The organism is Rhodococcoides kroppenstedtii, assembly GCF_900111805.1.
In the GTDB taxonomy this organism is placed as follows: domain Bacteria; phylum Actinomycetota; class Actinomycetes; order Mycobacteriales; family Mycobacteriaceae; genus Rhodococcoides; species Rhodococcoides kroppenstedtii.
Map to the genome: position 1 here is coordinate 69577 of NZ_FOJN01000017.1, position 18786 is coordinate 88362.

General features: G+C 71.4%; 19 protein-coding genes, 1 tRNA gene and 1 rRNA gene. 1 reads left to right on the forward strand and 20 read right to left on the reverse strand.

Annotated features, from left to right (window positions below; genetic code table 11):
• Positions 1-67: 67 nt before the first annotated feature.
• Positions 68-358, reverse strand: coding sequence for a DUF3263 domain-containing protein (locus BMZ18_RS19490; protein ID WP_244516582.1), 291 nt, complete (start codon positions 356-358; stop codon positions 68-70).
• 95 nt (positions 359-453) lie between these two features.
• Here BMZ18_RS19490 and BMZ18_RS17325 point away from each other — a divergent pair, with 95 nt between their 5' ends.
• Positions 454-963, forward strand: coding sequence for a gamma carbonic anhydrase family protein (locus BMZ18_RS17325; RefSeq protein WP_068364161.1), 510 nt, complete (start codon positions 454-456; stop codon positions 961-963).
• Positions 964-1029: 66 nt separating this feature from the next.
• On the opposite strand, the gene BMZ18_RS17330 is transcribed toward BMZ18_RS17325, so the two are convergent.
• The 19 genes from BMZ18_RS17330 to rrf form a co-directional block, all read right to left on the reverse strand.
• Positions 1030-1103 (reverse strand) — tRNA-Pro (locus tag BMZ18_RS17330).
• A gap of 112 nt (positions 1104-1215) precedes the next feature.
• Positions 1216-2652, reverse strand: a complete 1437-nt coding sequence (gene der, locus BMZ18_RS17335; protein ID WP_068364164.1) for a ribosome biogenesis GTPase Der — start codon at positions 2650-2652, stop codon at positions 1216-1218.
• Positions 2649-3311, reverse strand: a complete 663-nt coding sequence (gene cmk / locus BMZ18_RS17340; protein WP_170851508.1) for a (d)CMP kinase — start codon at positions 3309-3311, stop codon at positions 2649-2651. The genes der and cmk overlap by 4 nt, the downstream gene beginning before the upstream one ends.
• 32 nt (positions 3312-3343) lie before the next feature.
• Complete coding sequence (locus BMZ18_RS17345) at positions 3344-4348, reverse strand: pseudouridine synthase (protein ID WP_074922338.1); 1005 nt, start codon at positions 4346-4348, stop codon at positions 3344-3346.
• Positions 4349-4357: 9 nt separating this feature from the next.
• Complete coding sequence (gene scpB / locus BMZ18_RS17350) at positions 4358-5044, reverse strand: SMC-Scp complex subunit ScpB (protein WP_068364170.1); 687 nt, start codon at positions 5042-5044, stop codon at positions 4358-4360.
• Positions 5041-5892, reverse strand: coding sequence for a segregation and condensation protein A (locus BMZ18_RS17355; RefSeq protein WP_068364173.1), 852 nt, complete (start codon positions 5890-5892; stop codon positions 5041-5043). The genes scpB and BMZ18_RS17355 overlap by 4 nt, the downstream gene beginning before the upstream one ends.
• The gene (locus BMZ18_RS17360) at positions 5889-6788 is read right to left on the reverse strand and encodes a ParA family protein (RefSeq protein WP_068364205.1); all 900 of its coding nucleotides are present in this window, start codon (positions 6786-6788) and stop codon (positions 5889-5891) included. The genes BMZ18_RS17355 and BMZ18_RS17360 overlap by 4 nt, the downstream gene beginning before the upstream one ends.
• Before the next feature lie 108 nt (positions 6789-6896).
• Entirely contained in the window at positions 6897-7823 is a 927-nt protein-coding gene (gene xerD, locus BMZ18_RS17365; protein WP_068364177.1) for a site-specific tyrosine recombinase XerD, read from the reverse strand.
• Positions 7813-8442, reverse strand: a complete 630-nt coding sequence (locus BMZ18_RS17370) for an NUDIX domain-containing protein (protein ID WP_068364180.1) — start codon at positions 8440-8442, stop codon at positions 7813-7815. Before BMZ18_RS17370 ends, xerD begins: the two co-directional genes overlap by 11 nt.
• A gap of 6 nt (positions 8443-8448) precedes the next feature.
• A complete protein-coding gene (pyrG, locus tag BMZ18_RS17375) occupies positions 8449-10221 on the reverse strand; it encodes a CTP synthase (protein ID WP_068364183.1) in 1773 nt (590 codons plus the stop codon).
• A gap of 166 nt (positions 10222-10387) precedes the next feature.
• Positions 10388-11335 (reverse strand): copper transporter, encoded by a 948-nt coding sequence (locus BMZ18_RS17380; RefSeq protein ID WP_068364186.1) that lies wholly within the window; start codon positions 11333-11335, stop codon positions 10388-10390.
• The gene (gene steA / locus BMZ18_RS17385; RefSeq protein ID WP_068105720.1) at positions 11332-12516 is read right to left on the reverse strand and encodes a putative cytokinetic ring protein SteA; all 1185 of its coding nucleotides are present in this window, start codon (positions 12514-12516) and stop codon (positions 11332-11334) included. The genes BMZ18_RS17380 and steA overlap by 4 nt, the downstream gene beginning before the upstream one ends.
• A 115-nt stretch (positions 12517-12631) precedes the next feature.
• The gene (gene recN / locus BMZ18_RS17390) at positions 12632-14401 is read right to left on the reverse strand and encodes a DNA repair protein RecN (RefSeq protein ID WP_068364189.1); all 1770 of its coding nucleotides are present in this window, start codon (positions 14399-14401) and stop codon (positions 12632-12634) included.
• 4 nt (positions 14402-14405) lie between these two features.
• Positions 14406-15362, reverse strand: a complete 957-nt coding sequence (locus BMZ18_RS17395; RefSeq protein WP_068364192.1) for an NAD kinase — start codon at positions 15360-15362, stop codon at positions 14406-14408.
• Complete coding sequence (locus tag BMZ18_RS17400; protein WP_068364194.1) at positions 15359-16192, reverse strand: TlyA family RNA methyltransferase; 834 nt, start codon at positions 16190-16192, stop codon at positions 15359-15361. The genes BMZ18_RS17395 and BMZ18_RS17400 overlap by 4 nt, the downstream gene beginning before the upstream one ends.
• Complete coding sequence (locus BMZ18_RS17405) at positions 16192-16449, reverse strand: hypothetical protein (protein WP_068364197.1); 258 nt, start codon at positions 16447-16449, stop codon at positions 16192-16194. Before BMZ18_RS17405 ends, BMZ18_RS17400 begins: the two co-directional genes overlap by 1 nt.
• Positions 16450-16508: 59 nt before the next feature.
• Positions 16509-17522: an HAD-IIA family hydrolase gene (locus BMZ18_RS17410; RefSeq protein WP_068364200.1), complete on the reverse strand. Its 1014-nt coding sequence runs from the start codon at positions 17520-17522 to the stop codon at positions 16509-16511.
• Positions 17519-18583 carry a hypothetical protein gene (locus BMZ18_RS17415; protein ID WP_244516583.1) on the reverse strand — a complete coding sequence of 355 codons (1065 nt, stop codon included), beginning with the start codon at positions 18581-18583 and terminating at the stop codon, positions 17519-17521. Before BMZ18_RS17415 ends, BMZ18_RS17410 begins: the two co-directional genes overlap by 4 nt.
• 109 nt (positions 18584-18692) lie before the next feature.
• Positions 18693-18786 (reverse strand): 5S ribosomal RNA (gene rrf / locus BMZ18_RS17420); the annotation flags it as partial.

An 18786-nucleotide genomic window follows, 5' to 3' on the forward strand; every position in this document is an offset into this window, starting at 1 on the left:
GTCCATGAGGTCCGGATGAGGAAAAATTCATCGTCCGCGCCGGCGTCACACCGGCGCGGACGGTGGCTCACTGACCGAGCCAGAGGCGCTTGCGGCAGACGGTCAGCATGGCGTCGGCCACGGCGGGATCGACGCGCACCGCCTTGCTCTCGAGGAGATCCCTGGCGCGCGTGAAGAATTGGGTCGTCGACAGGCCGAACTCGACCAGGATGTCCTCGGAGCGTCCGCCGCCGTAGGCGTACCAGCGTTGCAGAAAGGCGACCACGTGCTGGTCGTCCGGCGCCGGGAGGGTCTCGGCCGCCGGTGTCGCCCCGAGTGCTGCTGCTCGGGATGCGACAGGGAAAGGTGTACTCGTCACGGATGGAGTATTCACCATCGCTCCGACAGTCCGGTGTCGGTTCCGTGAACACGGTGCGCGCGTCGAAACGCCGTGGCCGTTGTTAGTGTCGGCGAATGGAACAGACGTATTCCTTCGCCGGTCACAGCCCCTCCGTCGCCGAGGATGCGTGGCTCGCCCCGGGTGCCGCCGTGATCGGCCGCGCCACCCTCGCGGCCCGGACGGCCGTGTGGTTCAACGCCGTCGTCCGAGCCGACGCCGAGACCATCTCGATCGACGAGGAGAGCAACATCCAGGACGGATGCGCCCTGCACGCGGACCCCGGCGCACCGTTGACCGTCGGCAAGCGGGTGAGCGTCGGCCACAACGCCGTGCTGCACGGCTGCACCGTCGAGGACGACGTCCTGATCGGCATGGGCGCCACCGTCATGAACCACGCCCGCATCGGCACCGGCTCCATCGTCGCCGCCGGCGCCCTGGTCACCGAGGGCACGCAGATCCCGCCGAACTCGTTGGTCGCCGGGGTTCCCGGCAAGGTGCGGCGCGAGACCACCGAGCAGGAGCGCGAGGCCATCGGCTTCAACGCCTCCGGCTACGTCGCGTTGATGGAGCAGTACCGGGGCTGACCGTTCCGAACAAGCCTCGGAACGAGAAAGCGGCTCCGAACGTGATGTCCGGAGCCGCTCGTCGCGTCGGGCTGACAGGATTTGAACCTGCGACCACTTGACCCCCAGTCAAGTGCGCTACCAAGCTGCGCCACAGCCCGCGGTCCTCGTGACGAGGACCGTGCATCCCCTCTCGGGAACGGTGAAACACTACCTCAGGCGCGGCGCCGGAAGCCAATCGCCTCGCGGCCTCCAGCCACCCCGCCTGCGTAGCTACTTCCGGCGATCGCGCTTCTCCCGGATCCGCACGGAGATACGCACGGGGCTGCCGTCGAAGTTGAACTCCTCCCGCAGCCGACGCTCGAGGAACCGCCGGTAGCCGGCCTCGAGGAAGCCTGTGGTGAACAGCACGAAGGTCGGCGGACGCGTCCCGGCCTGCGTCGCGAACATCACCCGCGGCAGGCGTCCGCCGCGCATGGGCGGCGGGGTCGCGGCGACGACGTCCTTCAGCCAGGAGTTCAGGCGACCGGTGGGGATGCGCTTGTCCCACGAGTCCAACGCGGTCTCGAGCGCGGGCACCAGCTTCTGCACGGCGCGACCGGTCCGAGCCGAGACGTTGACCCGCGACGCCCACGGCACGCGCGCGAGGTCGCGATCGATCTCCCGCTCGAGCTGGTGACGCCGGTCCTCGTCGACCAGGTCCCACTTGTTGAAGGCGATGACCAGCGCGCGTCCTGCCTCGGCGACCATCGACAGCACCCGCAGGTCCTGCTCGGAGATGACCTCGGAGGCGTCGATCAGCAGGATCGCGACCTCGGCGGCGTCGATGGCGCCACGAGTGCGGAGCGAGGCGTAGAACTCCGCACCGCTGGCGTGGGTGACGCGCTTGCGCAGGCCGGCGGTGTCGACGAACCGCCACACCTTGCCGCCGAGTTCCACCAGCGAGTCCACCGGGTCGACAGTGGTGCCGGCGACGTCGTGGACGACGGACCGCTCGTCGCCGGTCAGCTTGTTGAGCAGCGACGACTTGCCGACGTTCGGCTTGCCCACCAGTGCGACGCGACGCGGGCCGGCGACGCCGGTCCCCTCGCGCGGGGTCTCGGGAAGCACCTCGAGCACGTCGTCGAGCAGATCGCCGGTACCGCGGCCGTGCGTGGCACTGACCGTGCGCGGCTCGCCCAAGCCGAGCGACCACAGCGCCGCGGCCTCGGCCTCGGCGCGCTCGTCGTCGACCTTGTTGGCCACGAGGATCACCGGGGTCTTCGACCGCCGCAGCACGCGCGCGACGGCCTCGTCGGTGGCGGTGGCGCCGACGACGGCGTCGACCACCAACAGGATGGCGTCGGCGGTGCGCATGGCCAGTTCGGCCTGCCGGGCCACCGACTGCTGCATCCCCTTCGCGTCCGGCTCCCAGCCGCCGGTGTCCTGCACCATGAAGCGGCGTCCGGCCCAGTTGGCCTCGTACGAGACGCGGTCACGGGTGACGCCGGGGACGTCCTCCACCACCGCTTCACGACGACCGATGATGCGGTTGACGAGGGTCGACTTGCCCACGTTGGGCCGGCCGACGACGGCGAGGGTGGGGACGGCGAGCTCGGGCTCGTCACCCTCCGGCGCGTCGAGATCGACGTCGTCCCAGTCGGTTTCGTCGGTCCAGACGCCGTCGGAGGCGAAGACCTCGGTCACGTCGGTGAGGTCGTGGTCGCTCATGATCGAGCTCCTTGCAGGTCGTGGACCAGGCGCAGCAGGGCGTCGATGACGCCGTCCTTGGTCAGGTCGCTCGTGTCGACGGTGACGGCGTCGTCCGCGGGACGCAACGGCGACAAGGCGCGCGTCGAGTCGGCGAGATCGCGTCGCTGGACGTCGGCGAGCACGCCGGCGTAGTCGTCGCCGCGGCCGTCGGCCACGTTCTGGTCGTTGCGCCGCGCGGCGCGGGTCTCTGCGGACGCGGTCAGGTAGATCTTCAGGTCGGCGTCGGGCAGGACGACGGTGCCGATGTCTCGCCCCTCGACCACGACGCGGTCGCTGCGCATCGCGATCTCCCGCTGCATCGCCACGAGCTTCTCGCGCACGGCCGGGACGGCGGACACAGCGGAGACCGCCGCGGTCACCTCGCCGCCGCGGATGGGTCCGGTGACGTCCTCTCCCGCGACCTCCACGCGTTCGGCGGTCGGGTCGGTCCCGATCTCGAGCGGCAGCGACGCGACGGCTGCGGTCACGGCGTCCACGTCGGTGGAGTCGACCCCCTGCGAGAGCACCCACACCGTGGCGGCGCGGTACATCGCGCCGGTGTCGAGGTACGACGCGCCCAGGCGCGACGCGAGCAGCCGCGACACCGACGATTTGCCGGTGCCCGACGGGCCGTCCATCGCGACGATCAGACGCTCGCCTCCGGCGGTGCTCACAGTCCCACCGCCCCGTAGAGGCTGCCGACCTCGCCGCGACCGAGGACGCGGAGCGTGCCCGGCCGCTGATCGCCGAGGGCGACGGCGCCGATGTCGGTGCGGACCAGGCGCCGCACCGGGAATCCGACCGCGTCGAAGAGACGACGGACGATGTGCTTGCGGCCCTCGTGCAGCACCACCTTGACCAGCGTGCGGCCCTCGTTGACGTCGAGGATCGTGAAGGCGTCGACCTTGGCCGGTCCGTCCTCGAGCTCGACCCCGGCGCGCAGCTGCTTGCCGACGCTGCGCTCCATCACCCCGTGAACCGTGGCGAGGTAGGTCTTGGACACCTCGAACGAGGGGTGCATGAGCCGGTGAGCGAGTTCGCCGTCGTTGGTCAGCAGGATCAGGCCCTCGGTGTCGGCGTCGAGGCGGCCGACGTGGAAGAGCCGCTGCCCGGCCTGGACCCGCTCGGAGACGATGTCGCCGATGCAGGGGCGACCGAGGTCGTCGGACATCGTGGACTGCCAGCCCCGCGGCTTGTTCAGCGCGATGTGCACCAGGTCGGCTTTGACCACCACGCGGATGCCGTCGACCCGCACGACGGCGCTGCCCGGGTCGACGCGCACGCCCTGCTCGGTGACGATGCGGCCGTCGACCTCGACGCGACCCTGCTCGATGAGTTCCTCGGCGGCACGGCGCGAGGCGACGCCGGCCTGCGCCAGCACCTTCTGCAGCCGCACCCCGTCCTCGGGCGCGACGTGGGGGCGCCGTGAGGTGTCGGTGTTCTGATGCCGTGCCGGCTTGGCGTTGGAGATCGTCGGCGTCGCGGGGGTCGCCTTCTCGGGCTTCGCCTTGCGCGCGCCGGCCTTCGGCTTGCGGGGGTACTTTGCCCCGGTGGTGCGCGTCTCGGTCCGGCGGGTGTACGCCGCGGCGGCGACCTTCTTGTTGGGGCGCTTCTTCTTGCGTTCGGGATTGTCGTCCCGGTCCGGTGTGCCGTCACGGCGAGCGGAGTCAGTCACTGCGTCTACCTATTCGTCTGTCTCGGTTCCGAACTCGGTCGTCGGGTTCGGGTCGGCCTCGGCTCGGCGCTGTGCACGCAGAACGCGAGGGTCGCTGTCCATGCTGTCATTGATGTCGTCGATCATGTCGACGCCGGGCAGCAGCGGTGCCAGTTCGGGAAGGTCGCCCAGGGACGACAACCCCAACCGTTCGAGGAACATGTCCGTGGTGACGTACTGCGTCGCACCGGAATCGGGATCGGGTCCCGCCTCGGCGATCAGTCCGCGGGCGAGAAGCGTCCGCATCACACCGTCCACGTTCACCCCGCGCACCGCACCGACCCGTGCGCGGGTAACCGGTTGACGATAGGCGATGACGGCCAGCGTTTCCAACGCCGCGCGCGTGAGCTTGGACCGGGCGCCGTCGAGGAGGAGCCGCTCGACGTACGGCGCGTACTCCGTCCGGGTGTAGAACCGCCAGCCGTCCCCGACGAACCGCAGGTCGATGCCGCTGCCCCGCGCCGTGAAGTCGGCCGAGATCCGGGTGAGCAACGCCTCGATGCGGGGTCGGTCACACCCGGTCGCGGAGACCAGCTGCTCGACGGTCGCGGGGCTGTCGACCACCAACAGGATGGACTCGAGGGCTCCGCGCAGCTCGACGTCGGTGAGCGTCTCGGCCGGCTGCTCGTCGGTCGGCTCGTGCTCCGGCTCGGTCATCCGTAGTCCTCCATGCGAGTGGTGTCGACGTCGTCCTGGTCGCCGGTCCACTGCACCTGCAGCGCTCCGAGCGCCTCCGGCTGATCGAAGGTGACGGCCTTCTCCCGGTACAGCTCGAGCAGGGCCAGGAACCGGACGACGATCTCGACGGGCGCGGTGCAGTCCGCCACCAGGTCGGCGAACCCGGTCCAGGCGCCCGCGCCTCGCTCGCGCAGCATCGCCAGCACCGTCGCGGCGTGCTCGGCCACCGAGACGGGGGCCTCGTGGAGGTGGCCGAGTCCGACCGTGGGGACCTCGCGGGGACGGAACGCCGCGGCCGCGATGTCCGCGAACCGCGCCGGGTCGACACCGAGCAGCACCTCCGGCAGCAGCCCCTCGAACCGCTCCTCGAGCGCCACCGACCGCGGGTAGCGGCGCAGCGCCGCACTCTCGAGCTCGCCGAACAGCTGAGCCACCTGCTTGTACGCCCGGTACTGCAGCAACCGGGCGAACAGCAGATCCCGCACCTCGAGCAGGGCGAGGTCCTCGGCGTCGTCGACGTCACCCGCCGGGAGCAACCGGGCGGCCTTGAGGTCGAGCAGCGTCGCCGCGACCACCAGGAATTCGGTGGTCTGATCGAGCTCCATCGCGGCGCCGAGCTCGCGGGTGTAGGCGATGAACTCGTCGGTCACCACGTGCAGCGCCACCTCGGTGACGTCCAGCCGGTGCTGGCCGATGAGGGTGAGCAGCAGATCGAACGGACCCTCGAAGTTGTCCAGCCGGACCTGGAAGCGCGACCGCGTCGATCGCTCGATCGGCGGGGTGTCGGGCCCGGCGGGCTCGGCGGGCTCGACCGGAGGCGCCGTCACCCGCGCGGCGCGGTGTCTCGGTGGATGACCTCGCGCGCCAGTGCTCGATACGCCTCCGCGCCGGACGATTTGGGCGCCCAGGTGGTGATCGGTTCGCCGGCCACCGACGTCTCCGGGAACCGCACGGTGCGGGTGATGACGGTGTCGAAGACCACGTCGCCGAAGACCTCGACGACCCGGTTCATGACCTCGCGCGAGTGCAGCGTGCGCGCGTCGAACATGGTCACGACGATGCCTTCGAGGGTGAGCCGCGGGTTGAGCCGGTCCCGCACCTTGTCGACGGTGTCGTTGAGCAACGCGAGGCCGCGCAGGCTGAAGTACTCGCACTCCATCGGGATCAGCACGGAGTCGGCGCACGCGAGCGCGTTGACCGTCAGTAGACCCAGCGACGGCTGGCAGTCGATGAGGACGTAGTCGTACCGGTCCAGCACGGGGTGGAGCACCCGGCCGAGCGTCTGCTCGCGGCCGACCTCGGTGACCAGCTGGATCTCCGCCGCGGACAGATCGATGTTGCTGGGCAGCAGGTCCATCCCGTCCACCCGCGTGCGCATGAGCACGTCGTCGATCGACACGCGCGGTTCGACCAGCAGGTTGTGCACGGTGAGCTCGAGTTCGTGGTGCGGCACACCGAGCCCGGCGGACAGGGCGCCCTGCGGGTCGAGGTCGACCAGCAGGACACGACGACCGAACTCCGCCAGCGACGCGCCGAGGTTGATGGTCGACGTCGTCTTGCCGACGCCGCCCTTCTGATTGCACATGGCGATGACGGTGGCGGGGCCGTGCGAGGTCAACGGGGCCGGCTCGGGAATCGCGCGCGGGACGCGGCCCGTGGGGCCGACGTCGGTGCTCGGACCCGACTCGACGAGTTCCGGCTCCGGTGCGCGCGTCCGGAACAACGCGCCGTCGTCGTGGGCCGTGGACACCCGCGCACCTCCCCTCGCCTCGTACGGATCGGTCACACGGGAACGCTACCGCGTGGACCGGTGGCGGCCGACGCGGACACGCTACCGAGCGCGCGGATGGGCTTCGGCCCACACCTCCCGCAGCGTCGTGACCGTCACGAGGGTGTAGATCTGCGTGGTGGTCACCGACGCGTGGCCGAGCAGTTCCTGCACCACGCGCACGTCCGCCCCGCCGTCGAGGAGATGGGTGGCGAAGGAGTGCCGCAGGGTGTGCGGGGACACCCGCGAGCCGATGCCGGCCCGCTCGGCCGCGGTCTGGAGCACCTGCCAGGCGCTCTGCCGGGACAGTCGTCCACCGCGGACGTTCAACAGCAGGGCGGGGGTGCCGCGGGAGACGAGGGCGGGACGTCCGCGCACCAGGTACGCGTCGACCGCGGCCATGGCCGGTCGGCCGACCGGCACCACCCGCTCCTTCCCGCCCTTGCCGCGCAGGATCACCGAACGCGACACGGTGTCGATGTCGTCCACGTCGAGGCCCACCGCCTCCGAGATGCGGGCGCCGGTGGAGTACAGCAGCTCGAGCAGCGCGCGGTCCCGCAGACCGCGGGGCGTGTCGGACGACTCCCCCGCGGCCGCGTCCAGCAGCGCGAACACCTCGTCGACCGGCAGCGACTTCGGGAGACGGCGGCCGGGTGCGGGCGGTTTGACCGCGGCGGCGACGTCCGTCTCCACGGTGCCCTCGGTCACCGCGAACCGATGCACGCCGCGGACCGCGATGACCGCGCGCGCCGCCGAGCTCGACGCGAGCGGAGGGAAATCGTCGGTGCCGACGCGCAGCGCCTCGACGAAGTCGCCGACGTCGTGCCGGGTGACGTCGGCCAGCCGCGTCCGCCCCCGATGGGCGAGGAAGGTCGCGTAGCGCCGCAGATCTCGGCGATACGACGTCACGGTGTTGCGCGCCGCACCGCGCTCCACCGTCAGATGGTCGAGGTAGGCCTCGATCACCTCGGTCGGGCTGTCAGCCGCCATGGGCGCGGCGCTGCTCGAACGCCGTCGGACGGTCACGCCACGGCGCGTCGGCGGGCCGCATCGGGACGGACCGGGACCGCACCGCCGCGACGGCGAGGATGCCGGCGACCGCGGACGCGTTCACGATCTCCCCGGACAACACCCGGGCGAGCGCGTCCTCGACCGACAACCGAACCAGCTCGATGTCCGCTTCCTCGTCGCGGGCCTCCGGACGATCGACCTCCGACAGGCCCTCGGCGAGGAAGATGCGGACGGTCTCGTCGGTGAACCCCGGTGACGCCGCGACGTCGACCAGCACCGAGAACGACTCGGCCGCCAGTCCGGTCTCCTCGGTCAGCTCCCGTCCGACCGCGTCGACGGGGTCCTCACCGGGCTCGTCGAGCAGCCCTGCGGGCAGTTCGAGCAGCCGGCGGCCGAGGGGATGCCGGTACTGCTCGATCAGGACGATGCGGTCCTCGTCGTCGATCGCCACGACGGCGACGGCACCGTGGTGCTCGATCACCTCGCGCTCGGCCGTCCGGCCGCCCGGCATCGCGACACGGTCCCGCCGCAGGGCGAGGATCGCCCCCTGGTACTCGAGCTCGCTGCCCAGCACCTCGAAGTCGTGCCGCTCCGCCACGTCGCCTCAGGCCTTCGCGGTCGCGGTGGAGTCGGCGGCCTCGGCGGGCTTCGCCGGGTCGGCCGACGACGCGGATTCGACCGGCGCGGCGTCGCCGTGGACGTCGACGGGCAGGCGTTCCTCCGACTTGTACGCGAGCGCCGCCGCGATCAGTCCCGCGAACAGCGGGTGCGGACGGGTCGGACGGCTCTTGAGCTCCGGGTGCGCCTGCGTGCCGACGAAGAACGGGTGCGTCTTCTTCGGCAGCTCGACGAACTCCACGAGATGACCGTCGGGTGAGGTACCGCTGAACTGCAGTCCCGACGCCGCGATGCGGTCCCGGTAGCTGTTGTTGACCTCGTAGCGGTGGCGGTGCCGCTCCGACACCGACTCGCTGCCGTACGTCTGCGCGACCACCGAGCCCTTGGCGAGCGTCGCGGGGTAGGCGCCCAGACGCATGGTGCCGCCGAGGTCGGCCTCGCCGGCCACGGCCTGTTCCTGGTAGGCCATCGTCGAGATGACCGGCTGCGTCGTCTCCGGCTCGAACTCCGCGGAGTTGGCATCGGTGAGTCCGACGGAGCGGGCCGCCTCGATGACCATGCACTGCAGGCCGAGGCAGAGTCCGAGCGTCGGGATCTTATGGGTGCGGGCGTGGGTGATCGCACCGAGCTTGCCCTCGATGCCGCGGATACCGAAGCCACCGGGGATGACGACGGCGTCGATGTCGGCCAGGGCGAGACGGGCACCGGCCGCGGTGTCGCAGTCGTCCGACTGCACCCACACCAGCTCCACCTTCGCGCGGTTCGCGAACCCGCCCGCGCGCAGCGCCTCGGTCACCGACAGGTACGCGTCGGGCAGATCGACGTACTTGCCGACGAGTGCCACGCGCACCGTCTCGCGCGGCGAGTGCACCCGCTCGAGCAGCGTTCCCCACACCGACCAGTCGACGTCGCGGAACGGCAGGCCGAGCTTGCGGACGACGTAGGCGTCCAGCCCCTCGCCGTGCAGCACCTTGGGGATGTCGTAGATGGACGGGGCGTCGGGCGTCGAGATGCAGCCGTCGACGTCCACGTCGCACATGAGCGCGATCTTGCGCTTGAGACCGTCGGGCACGTCGCGGTCGGACCGCAGGATGAGCGCGTCGGGCTGGATGCCGATGCTGCGCAGCGCGGCCACCGAGTGCTGGGTCGGCTTGGTCTTGAGCTCACCCGACGGCGCGAGGAACGGCACCAGCGAGACGTGCAGGAAGAAGACGTTCTCCCGGCCCACGTCGTGGCGGACCTGACGTGCGGCCTCGAGGAACGGCTGGGACTCGATGTCGCCGACGGTGCCACCGATCTCGGTGATGACGACGTCCGGCGCCTGGCCCTGCAGGTCCGGGCCGCGCATCGCCAGGATGCGCGCCTTGATCTCGTCGGTGATGTGCGGAATGACCTGGACGGTGTCGCCCAGGTACTCCCCGCGTCGCTCCTTCGCGATCACGGTGGAGTAGACCTGCCCGGTGGTCACGTTGGCGTACCCGGAAAGGTCGCGGTCGAGGAACCGCTCGTAGTGGCCGACGTCCAGATCCGTCTCGGCGCCGTCCTCGGTGACGAAGACCTCGCCGTGCTGGAACGGGTTCATCGTTCCGGGATCGACGTTGAGGTAGGGATCGAGCTTCTGCATGGTGACGCGCAAGCCGCGTGCGGTGAGCAGCTGGCCCAGGCTCGAGGCCGTGAGGCCCTTGCCGAGCGACGACGCGACGCCGCCGCTGACGAAGATGTGCTTGATGTCGGCCCGCGTGTGAATGCGTGACTGCAAAGAAACTCCCGTGACGGTGCGACCCGATGGTGGCGCGGAACCGGTGAACGGTCCTGCTCATCGAGTGGTTCGGAATACGGCCGACCCACGGGACTTCACGGTAACACCTTCGTGCCCCGAGAGGGGTCACCGCGAGGCGTGTCCACCGTCCCGGACCGGCACTCGTCTACCGGGCCGGTGCTCCCACCGTGACGGCCGTCGCGCCGGGACCGGTGCCGTACCGCCCCGACGCCCCGCCGAGCTGCTCCTGCAGAGCCAGGACGGTGGTGATGCGCCCCGACACCCGATCGACGTCGTCGACGGTGCTGGTTCCGGCGGCGAGCGCGGAATCCGAGCGCACGACGGCGATCGGACCGCTCCCCGTCGCGGACTCCGGCCGACCCGCCAGGACGACGCCCGCACCGCGGCCGTCCAACGACCCGGCGAAGCGGGCGACTATGGCGCCCCGGTTGCCGTCGGCACCCGGGTCCTGCGCCGCCCCGGTCACGATCACGGCCAGCTGCGCCGGAGCCACCGCACCGTCGTCGTAGGTGAGGAATCCGCCGCCCCGCAGCGTGTCGAGGGCCAGCGCGAGTTCGTCCGGCGTGCTCTGCGGCTGCGCCGAGGCCGGGTCGAGCAGCAGGACGGTCCCCAGCAGGTCGCCCGCGAGGCTGCCCTGGTCGACGGCGCCGGTCCGCAGCTGAGCGCCGGCGGGGACGACGTTGGTCAGCCGGGTCCGCAGATCGTCGCCGCTGGCCGCGGAGACGAAGGCCTCGGTCAGTCCGACGCGACCGCTGATCCGGCCCCCGGCGTCCCCGATCAGTCGGGACACGCCGTCGACGTCGGCGGGGTCGGCGTCCGGCGTGGTGATGACGACGACCGACCGGTCGGCGAGAGCGCCGGCGACGACCCGCGTGGCGACGGCGTCGTCGAATCCGTCGGCTGCGTTGAGCCGCTCACCGAGGGCGTTGTTGGTCGATTCGAGGTCGTCGACCTGGCTCTGCAGGTCGTCACGATCGTCGCGCAGGCCGGACAGAACGCGGCCGGACAGCAGCCCGGAGCCGAGGACCACCCCCACTGCCAGCGCCAGGAAGACCGCGATGAGCGAGACGGTGTGCTGGCGGAGCGAGATCACCGAAGCAGCCCCTGAACCCACAGCGCGAAGGAGTTCCAGGTGTCGATCGCCCAGTCGAGGGTGGCGCCGCTGCCGTTGGTGACCACGAGCGCCACGATGACGGCGACCAGCGCCGCGAGCACCAGCAGTGCCACGGCCGCGCCGGACACCCGGCTGCGGTACAGAGTGGCCATCGCCTTGGCGTCGACGAGCTTGGGTCCGACCTTGAGACGGGTCATGAAGGTCGACGGGGTGCTCGCTCGCTTGCCGGCGTCGAAGAACTCGTCCAGCGACGCGGAGCAGCCGACGGTGACGATCAACGAGGCGCCGTGGTGGTCGGCGAGCAGCAACGCCAGATCCGACGCCGTCCCGGTCGCGGGAAAGGTCATCGCCCCGATGCCGAGGTCCTGAATGCGTTCGAGGCCCTTCGCGTGGCCGTCGGAGTCGGCCGGGAGCACCACCTCGGCGCCCGACTTCAGCGTCCTGCTGCTCACGTCGTCGGGATCGCCGACGATGAGGTCGGGGCGGTATCCCGCGTCGGCGAGGGTGTCGGCACCGGCACCGACGCCGATGAGGATCGGCGAGTACTCCTTGACGAACGGTCGCAGCGCCTTGAGGTCGGCGACGTGGTCGGGCCCCTCGGCGACGACGACCACGTGCCGGCCCGCCATCGCGACGTCCACGTCGGGCACGCCGACACCGTCGATCAACAGCGGCGACTCGGTGCGAATGAACTCGATGGTGTTGCCGGAGAACGCTTCCAGGTGATCGATGAGACCGGACTTGGCCTCGATCATCCGGTCGGAGACGTCGGCCTCGGTCTGTTCGGTGCCCTCGGCCAGGACCCGCTCGCCCGTGTACACGGTGCCGTCGTGCAAGCGCACCTTGGCGCCGTCCTTGATCTTCTTGAGCGCGTCGGGGCCGGCCTCGTCGATGAGGACGATCCCGTTGGCCACGAGCACCTCGGGACCGAGGTTCGGGTAGCGCCCGGAGATGGAAGCCGACGCGTTGACCACGGCGGTGACACCGGCCTGCACGAGCTGGTCGGCCGTGATGCGGTCGAGATCGAGTTCGTCGAGAACGACGACGTCGCCCGGACCGACACGGCGCAGCAGCTTGGCCGTGGAGCGGTCGACGCGGGCGATTCCCGTGACTCCGGGAAGCGAGTCGTGACTACGCGAGAGCAGAGCCGGCATCTTCATGCGTTCGATGATGCGGAACGACGCGCCACCGATGAGGGAGGCGCGCCGTATCAACTACCACATCGTTCACACGAGTCACATCAGCGGGTGCGTCGACCCGGGATCGATCGCAGGGTCAGGACGCTGCCGCCTGGCGCTCGGCGGTCGCCGTCGCGAGTAGCTCCTCCGCGTGCGCGCGGCCGGTCTCGGTGTCGTCGAGGCCGGCCAGCATGCGGGCCAGCTCGACCACGCGGTCCGAGTCGCTCAGCGTGCGCACCCCACTGCCCGGGCCGCCCTTGCGGGTGTCGGTCTTGTTCACCACGAGATGCGTGTCGGCGAACGCCGCCACCTGCGGCAGGTGGGTCACCACGATCACCTGGTGCGTGCGCGCCAAGCGCGCCAGCCGCTTGCCGATCTCCACGGCCGCGCGGCCACCGACGCCCGCGTCGACCTCGTCGAACACCATGGTCGAGCCGGCGTCCGACTGCGCCAGCACCACTTCCAGCGCGAGCATCACGCGGGACAGCTCGCCACCCGACGCGCTCTTGGTCAGCGGCAGCGACTGCGCGCCGCTGTGCGCGGCCAGCCGGAACTCCACGTCGTCGACACCCGACGAGCCGGCGTGCAGACTTGCGCCCGCCACCTCCAGCGCGACGCGGTCGTCCGGCGCCGCCGGACGCGGGCGCACCGCGACCTCGAGTTTGGCCTTGCCCATCGCGAGTCCGGACAATTCCGCGCTGACGGCCTTGGCCAGCCGGGTCGCCGCCTTGGCCCGCGCCGCACTCAGGGACGCCGCGACCGACGCCGTCGCCGCGGCACCGGTCCGGACCTGCTCGGCGAGGGCGGCCAGGGCGTCAGCCGACACGTCCAGTCCGGTCAACCGTTCCCGGGCCTCGTGCGCCCAGGCGAGAACGCCGTCGACGTCGGCGGCGTACTTGCGTGTGAGGTTCTTGAGCTCGGCCTGCCGCGAGAGCATCGTGTCGAGTGCATCGGGATCCGCCGGGAGGTCGTCCAGGTACGCCGTCAGGTCCGCGCCGACGTCGGTGACCACGGCGATCGCCTCGGCGACGCGCGGCCCCAGCGCCCGGAGGATCTCGTCGTCGGCGGAGTCGAGGCGATCCCGCGCGGCACCGAGCAGGGCCATGACCGACACGTCGTCGGGGTCGTCGCCACCCGTGAGGGCACCGCGCGCCCCGGCCGCGGCGTCGCGCAGGCTGTCGAGATCACCCAGCCGACGCACGGCGGCGGAGATCGCGGTGTCCTCACCGGGTTCGGGGGCGACGGCGTCGATCTCCTGCAGGGCGAACGTCAGCTGATCCGCCTCGCGGGCCATCTCCCGGGCGCGCTCGGTTCGGTCCCGGAGTTCGTCCACCGCGGCGAGCCACTCGCGTCGCCGCGTGCGGTACTCGGCGAGCAGGGCCGTCACCGCCTCTCCGGCGAACCGGTCCAGCGCGGCCCGCTGCTGGTCGCTGCGTTGCAGGCGGAGTTGGTCGTTCTGCCCGTGCACGGTCAGCAACGAACCGGTGAACTCCGACAGCACACCCGCCGGCACGCTGCGGCCGCCGAGGTGGGCCCGCGAGCGTCCGTCCGTCGACACCGACCGCACCGCGATGATGCTGTCGTCGTCGTCGCGTCGAGCCCCGGTGGACTCGAGCAGCGCCTCGACCTCCCCGCGTGCGGGCTCGCCCACCGTGTCGGTGGTGAATCGGCCCTCGACCACCGCGCGGTCCGCCCCGACCCGGACTCGGCCGGCGTCGGCCCGCGCCCCGGACAGCAGATGCAGACCGGTGACCACCATCGTCTTGCCGGCGCCGGTCTCACCGGTGAGGACCGTCAGTCCCGTCGAGAACGTCGCGGTGGCCTCGGCGATGGCGCCGAGCCCGTCGATACGAATTTCGGACAGCACGCGGTTACGTCACCCTCCCCCGCCAGCCGGTGACCGGCAGCGCGAACTTGTGGACCAGACGATCGGCGAACGGCGCGGAATCGAGTCGCACCCACTTGATGGGTTCGGACCCCCGCACCACCTCCACCCGCGCACCGGGCGGCAGCGTCATGGTGCGGCGGCCGTCGCAGAAGACCAGCGCCTCGCGGCCCCCGTCGAAGATCTCGACGGCGATGTGCGATTCCGGGCTGGTGACCAGCGGACGCGCGAACAGTGCGTGTGCGTTGCTCGGGATCACGAGGATCGCGTCCAACTCCGGCCACACCACCGGTCCGCCCGCGGAGAACGCGTACGCCGTGGACCCCGTGGGCGTGGCGAGGAGAACCCCGTCGCAGCCGAACGCGGACACCGGCCGGTCGTCCACCTCGAGCACCACTTCCAACACCCCGAGACGGGACGCGTTCTCGATGCTCGCCTCGTTGAGTGCCCACCCCCGCTCCACCACCTCACCGTCGACCAGCACGGCGATGTCGAGCGTCATGCGCGGTTCGATGCGATAGGTGCGCCGCACGACGATGTCGAGGGTCTCCTCGAGGGCGTCGGCCTCGGCTTCGGCGAGGAATCCGATGCGGCCCAGGTTGATACCCAGCACCGGGATCGACGCACCCCGGGCCAACTCGGCGGCACGCAGAAAGGTGCCGTCCCCGCCGAGAACCAGGACGAGTTCGCACCCCACGGCCGCGGCCGGCCCGAATTCCACCACGGAGACGTCGGAGTGGGGCTCGGACAACGCGTCGACACCGGACGTGGACTCGAGCCGGGACGTGTCGTGCTCGTCGACCAGGACGCGCAGACCGATGCCGTGCTCGTGGAACACCTTGGCGGCGCGGCGCGCGGTCTGCTCGATGTCCGGCCGACCGGGATGCGCGACGAGCAGCACGATCCGGTCCGGGGTGGGTTCGGTTCCCGGCAGCACGCTCATCGCGGTCCCTTCTCCACGGCCGCCGCCACGAGGTCCTCGATGGCTGGCGCGGCGCCGGACTCGGGCTCGGCCCCGTGCTCGACCGCCGTCAACCAGAGGAAGTACTCGACGTTCCCGGCCGGCCCCGGCAGTGGACTCGGTGCCACGCCTCGGGTGCGCAGGCCGAGGGTCTCGGCGGCACGGGCGACCTCGACCACGGCCGCGGCGCGCATCGCGGGATCACGGACCACCCCGCCGGACCCGATGCGGTCCTTCCCCACCTCGAACTGCGGCTTCACCATGGGCACGATGCTGCCACCCGGTGCCAGAGAGGCGACGAACGCCGGCAGCACCAGCGACAGCGAGATGAACGACAGGTCGGCGACGATCAGATCGACCGGACCGCCGATGGTCTCGGGGTCGATGCTCCGGACGTTGGTTCGATCGTGGACGCGCACGCGGTCGTCGCTCTGCAGACGCCAGACGAGCTGGCCGTAGCCGACGTCGACGGCCACCACCTCACGCGCGCCACGCGTGAGCAGGACGTCGGTGAAGCCGCCGGTCGACGCACCGGCGTCCAGACAGCGACGCCCCGCCACGTCGAGCCCCTGCGGCTCGAACTCGTCCAGAGCGCCGAGCAGTTTGTGGGCCCCGCGGGAGGCCCACGACACCTCGTCGGCCACCTCGACGACACGCAGTGCCGTCGCCGGCTCCACGGCGGTCGCGGGCTTGGTGGCCACCGACCCCGCGATGAGGACCCGCCCCTCGGCGATGAGTTCGGATGCGTGCTCGCGCGACCTCGCCAGACCCCGGCGGACCAACTCGGCATCGACCCGTGCTCGACGAGCCATCAGGACTTGTCCACCGAGCTCAGCGCATCCACCAGAACGTCGTGCGCACGGCCCAGGATCTGCGCGCGACGAGTCAGCGCAACCAGTCCGTGGACGTCGGCCGTGCCCTCGCCACTCGGGATCTGCGCCGCCCGATCGGCCTCGGTGAGAAGCTCGCCGACCTGCGCGCGAATCGCGTCCGGATCGGGCGCACCGTCGGCTCCACCGCCCTGCTGCGCGGGGCGGTGCTGACCGGGAAGAGGGACCGACGACGTCATCGCCGACAACGCTAGCCGATGGGCCCGACAGGGCCCCGTCGCGGCCGATCCCGACACCCTCAGGAACGGGCGCGCCACTCCTCGACGACCGCGCGGGCGGCGTCGTCGGCACCCTCGACCGTGTCGACGCCGTCCAGGGCCCAGACCGCGGGCAGGATCGAGCGCAACGCGTCGGCCCAGGCCGGCTCGCCGGCCGTCCCGTGGCCTGCATCCGTACCGGAGGACAGGCGCACCGTCGCCCCGTCGCGCGCGACGGACCAGCGGTCGGTCGCGGCGATCAGAGACGCGGATTCGTCCTCCAGCAGTACGGCGAGCGACGACGCGAGGTGCGTCGGGCGGCACTCGGGGCCCGCCCACAACACGTCGTCGACGGTGCTCACTCCCGTCAGCACGAGCAACGACGGAATGCCGACGGTGTTGGCCCCGGCGATGTCGGTGTCGAGTCGGTCCCCCACGACGAGCGGAGACGACGACTCGGACCGGGCCAGTGCATCGGTCATCAGCGGCGCCTCGGGCTTTCCGGCCACGCGCGGTCGCATACCCGTGGCAGCGGCCACGGCCGCGACCATGGCGCCGTTGCCGGGCCCCAGACCACGGGGTGTCGGCAGGGACGTGTCGGCGTTCGCCGCCACCCAGACCGCACCGGCGCGCACGGCGTACGTGGCCTCGGCGATGTCCGCCCACCCCGTGTCGGGCGAGTGCCCCTGGACCACCGCGTCGGGCGTGGGATCGGCGGATCGGGTGGTCGTCAGTCCGAGGGCCTCCACCTCGGCCGCGAGCGCGTCGGTTCCCACGACCAACACCGACGAGCCCGCCGGCACCAGTTCGGCGAGCAGCCGGGCCGCGGCCTGCGACGACGTGACCACCGACTCGTCAGGGGCGTGGAAGCCCAGATCGCGAAGGTGTTCTGCCACGGCGGCCGGCGTGCGGCTCGCGTTGTTGGTGACGTAGCAGAGCGTCGACGAGCACTCGCGGAGCACGTCCACCGCGCCGTCGACGGGGTCCGGGCCACGGTAGAGCGTGCCGTCGAGATCGAGCAGCAGTGCGTCGTGGCGGTCGGTCAGCCGGGTCACGGGCCCGTCAGCTCGTCGACTCGGTCCTCGGCGTCCGTCTCCCCGTCGGTATCGGCCGCAGCTGCGCGCAGGAACCACTGCAGTCCGTCCTCCGCGCGACCGGCCGCGACCAGAGCATCCGCGTAGGCGTAGTAGTAGCGAGCCGCGGCGGAGCCGTCGCGATCACCGTCGAGGTCGGCGGTCTGCAGGGTGACCACCGCCTGGTCGTACTGGCCCATGTCCATCCGCGCGCCGGCCACGACGATGCGCAATTCCGCAGCGTCGTCGCCGGTCAGCATTCTGGCCTCGTCGCTGCGGCCGAGCTCGATGGCCCGTTCGGGGCGACCGAGTCCGCGTTCGCAGTCCGCCATCACGGACAACAGTCCCGGACCGCCGGCCATGCGCCGCGCGGCACGCAGTTCCGACAGCGCCTCCGCCCACTCGCCGGCGTGGTACGCGGCGATCCCGGCGGTCTCCCGCACCACGGCGATACGGCCGGCCCGGCCACGGGCCGCCCGCGCGTGCGCGAGCGCCGCTGCGGGATCGTCGGCGATGAGTCGACTGGTCATCACCAGGTGCCGAGCCACGGTCTCGGCGTTCGACTTGTCCAGACTGAGGAGGTCACGACGCACCGCCCCTTCGAGATCCTTGGCCAGGGCGTCGTCGGGCAGATCCGGTTCGGGCGCCCGTGCCGGGCGGGAGTCGGCTCCGCGGCCCTGGCCGGCGCGGGGGCCGGACGCACCGTCACCGCCGCGACGGCGATGATCACCCTGCGGCCATCCCCCTCGGTCGGGACGACCGGCGGACGGACCCTGCCGCGGGCCGAAGGTCCGGCGGTCACCGCCGCCGGATCGACTCTCGCCGCGGTCGTGCCCGCCGCGCTCGCCTCCGGTACGGCCGTCGGTGCGCCGGTCGGTATGGCGGCGTCGATCCTGGCTGCCGGCATCGTCTCCGCGCCGCGGTGCACCCTGGTGGCCACCGCGGCGTTCCCGCGATCCAGCCGCGCGATCGTCACGTCGGGGGCGCTGTTCGCGTCCGCGGGCGTCGTCGGTCGGACCGTCCGGGGTGGGGGTATCGGACACGGGGCGAACCTTTCGTCGATCGGCACTGCACAGAGAGAACCTGTGGAGGCAAATTACCGGAGAAACACGAAAGGGGACCCACGTGAATGGGTCCCCTTTCGGAAATTATGTTCGGCGGTGTCCTACTCTCCCACACCCTGTCGGGTGCAGTACCATCGGCGCTGGAGGGCTTAGCTTCCGGGTTCGGAATGGGTCCGGGCGTT

Coding starts and splice junctions, on each gene's coding strand:
- BMZ18_RS17400 (WP_068364194.1), bottom strand. CDS start 16,192: ATGGCTCGTCGAGCACGGGTCGATGCCGAGTTGGTCCGCCGGGGTCTG.
- BMZ18_RS17325 (WP_068364161.1), top strand. CDS start 454: ATGGAACAGACGTATTCCTTCGCCGGTCACAGCCCCTCCGTCGCCGAG.
- BMZ18_RS17405 (WP_068364197.1), bottom strand. CDS start 16,449: ATGACGTCGTCGGTCCCTCTTCCCGGTCAGCACCGCCCCGCGCAGCAG.
- xerD (WP_068364177.1), bottom strand. CDS start 7,823: ATGGCGGCTGACAGCCCGACCGAGGTGATCGAGGCCTACCTCGACCAT.
- der (WP_068364164.1), bottom strand. CDS start 2,652: ATGAGCGACCACGACCTCACCGACGTGACCGAGGTCTTCGCCTCCGAC.
- BMZ18_RS17395 (WP_068364192.1), bottom strand. CDS start 15,362: ATGAGCGTGCTGCCGGGAACCGAACCCACCCCGGACCGGATCGTGCTG.
- scpB (WP_068364170.1), bottom strand. CDS start 5,044: ATGACCGAGCCGGAGCACGAGCCGACCGACGAGCAGCCGGCCGAGACG.
- steA (WP_068105720.1), bottom strand. CDS start 12,516: ATGAAGATGCCGGCTCTGCTCTCGCGTAGTCACGACTCGCTTCCCGGA.
- cmk (WP_170851508.1), bottom strand. CDS start 3,311: ATGGACGGCCCGTCGGGCACCGGCAAATCGTCGGTGTCGCGGCTGCTC.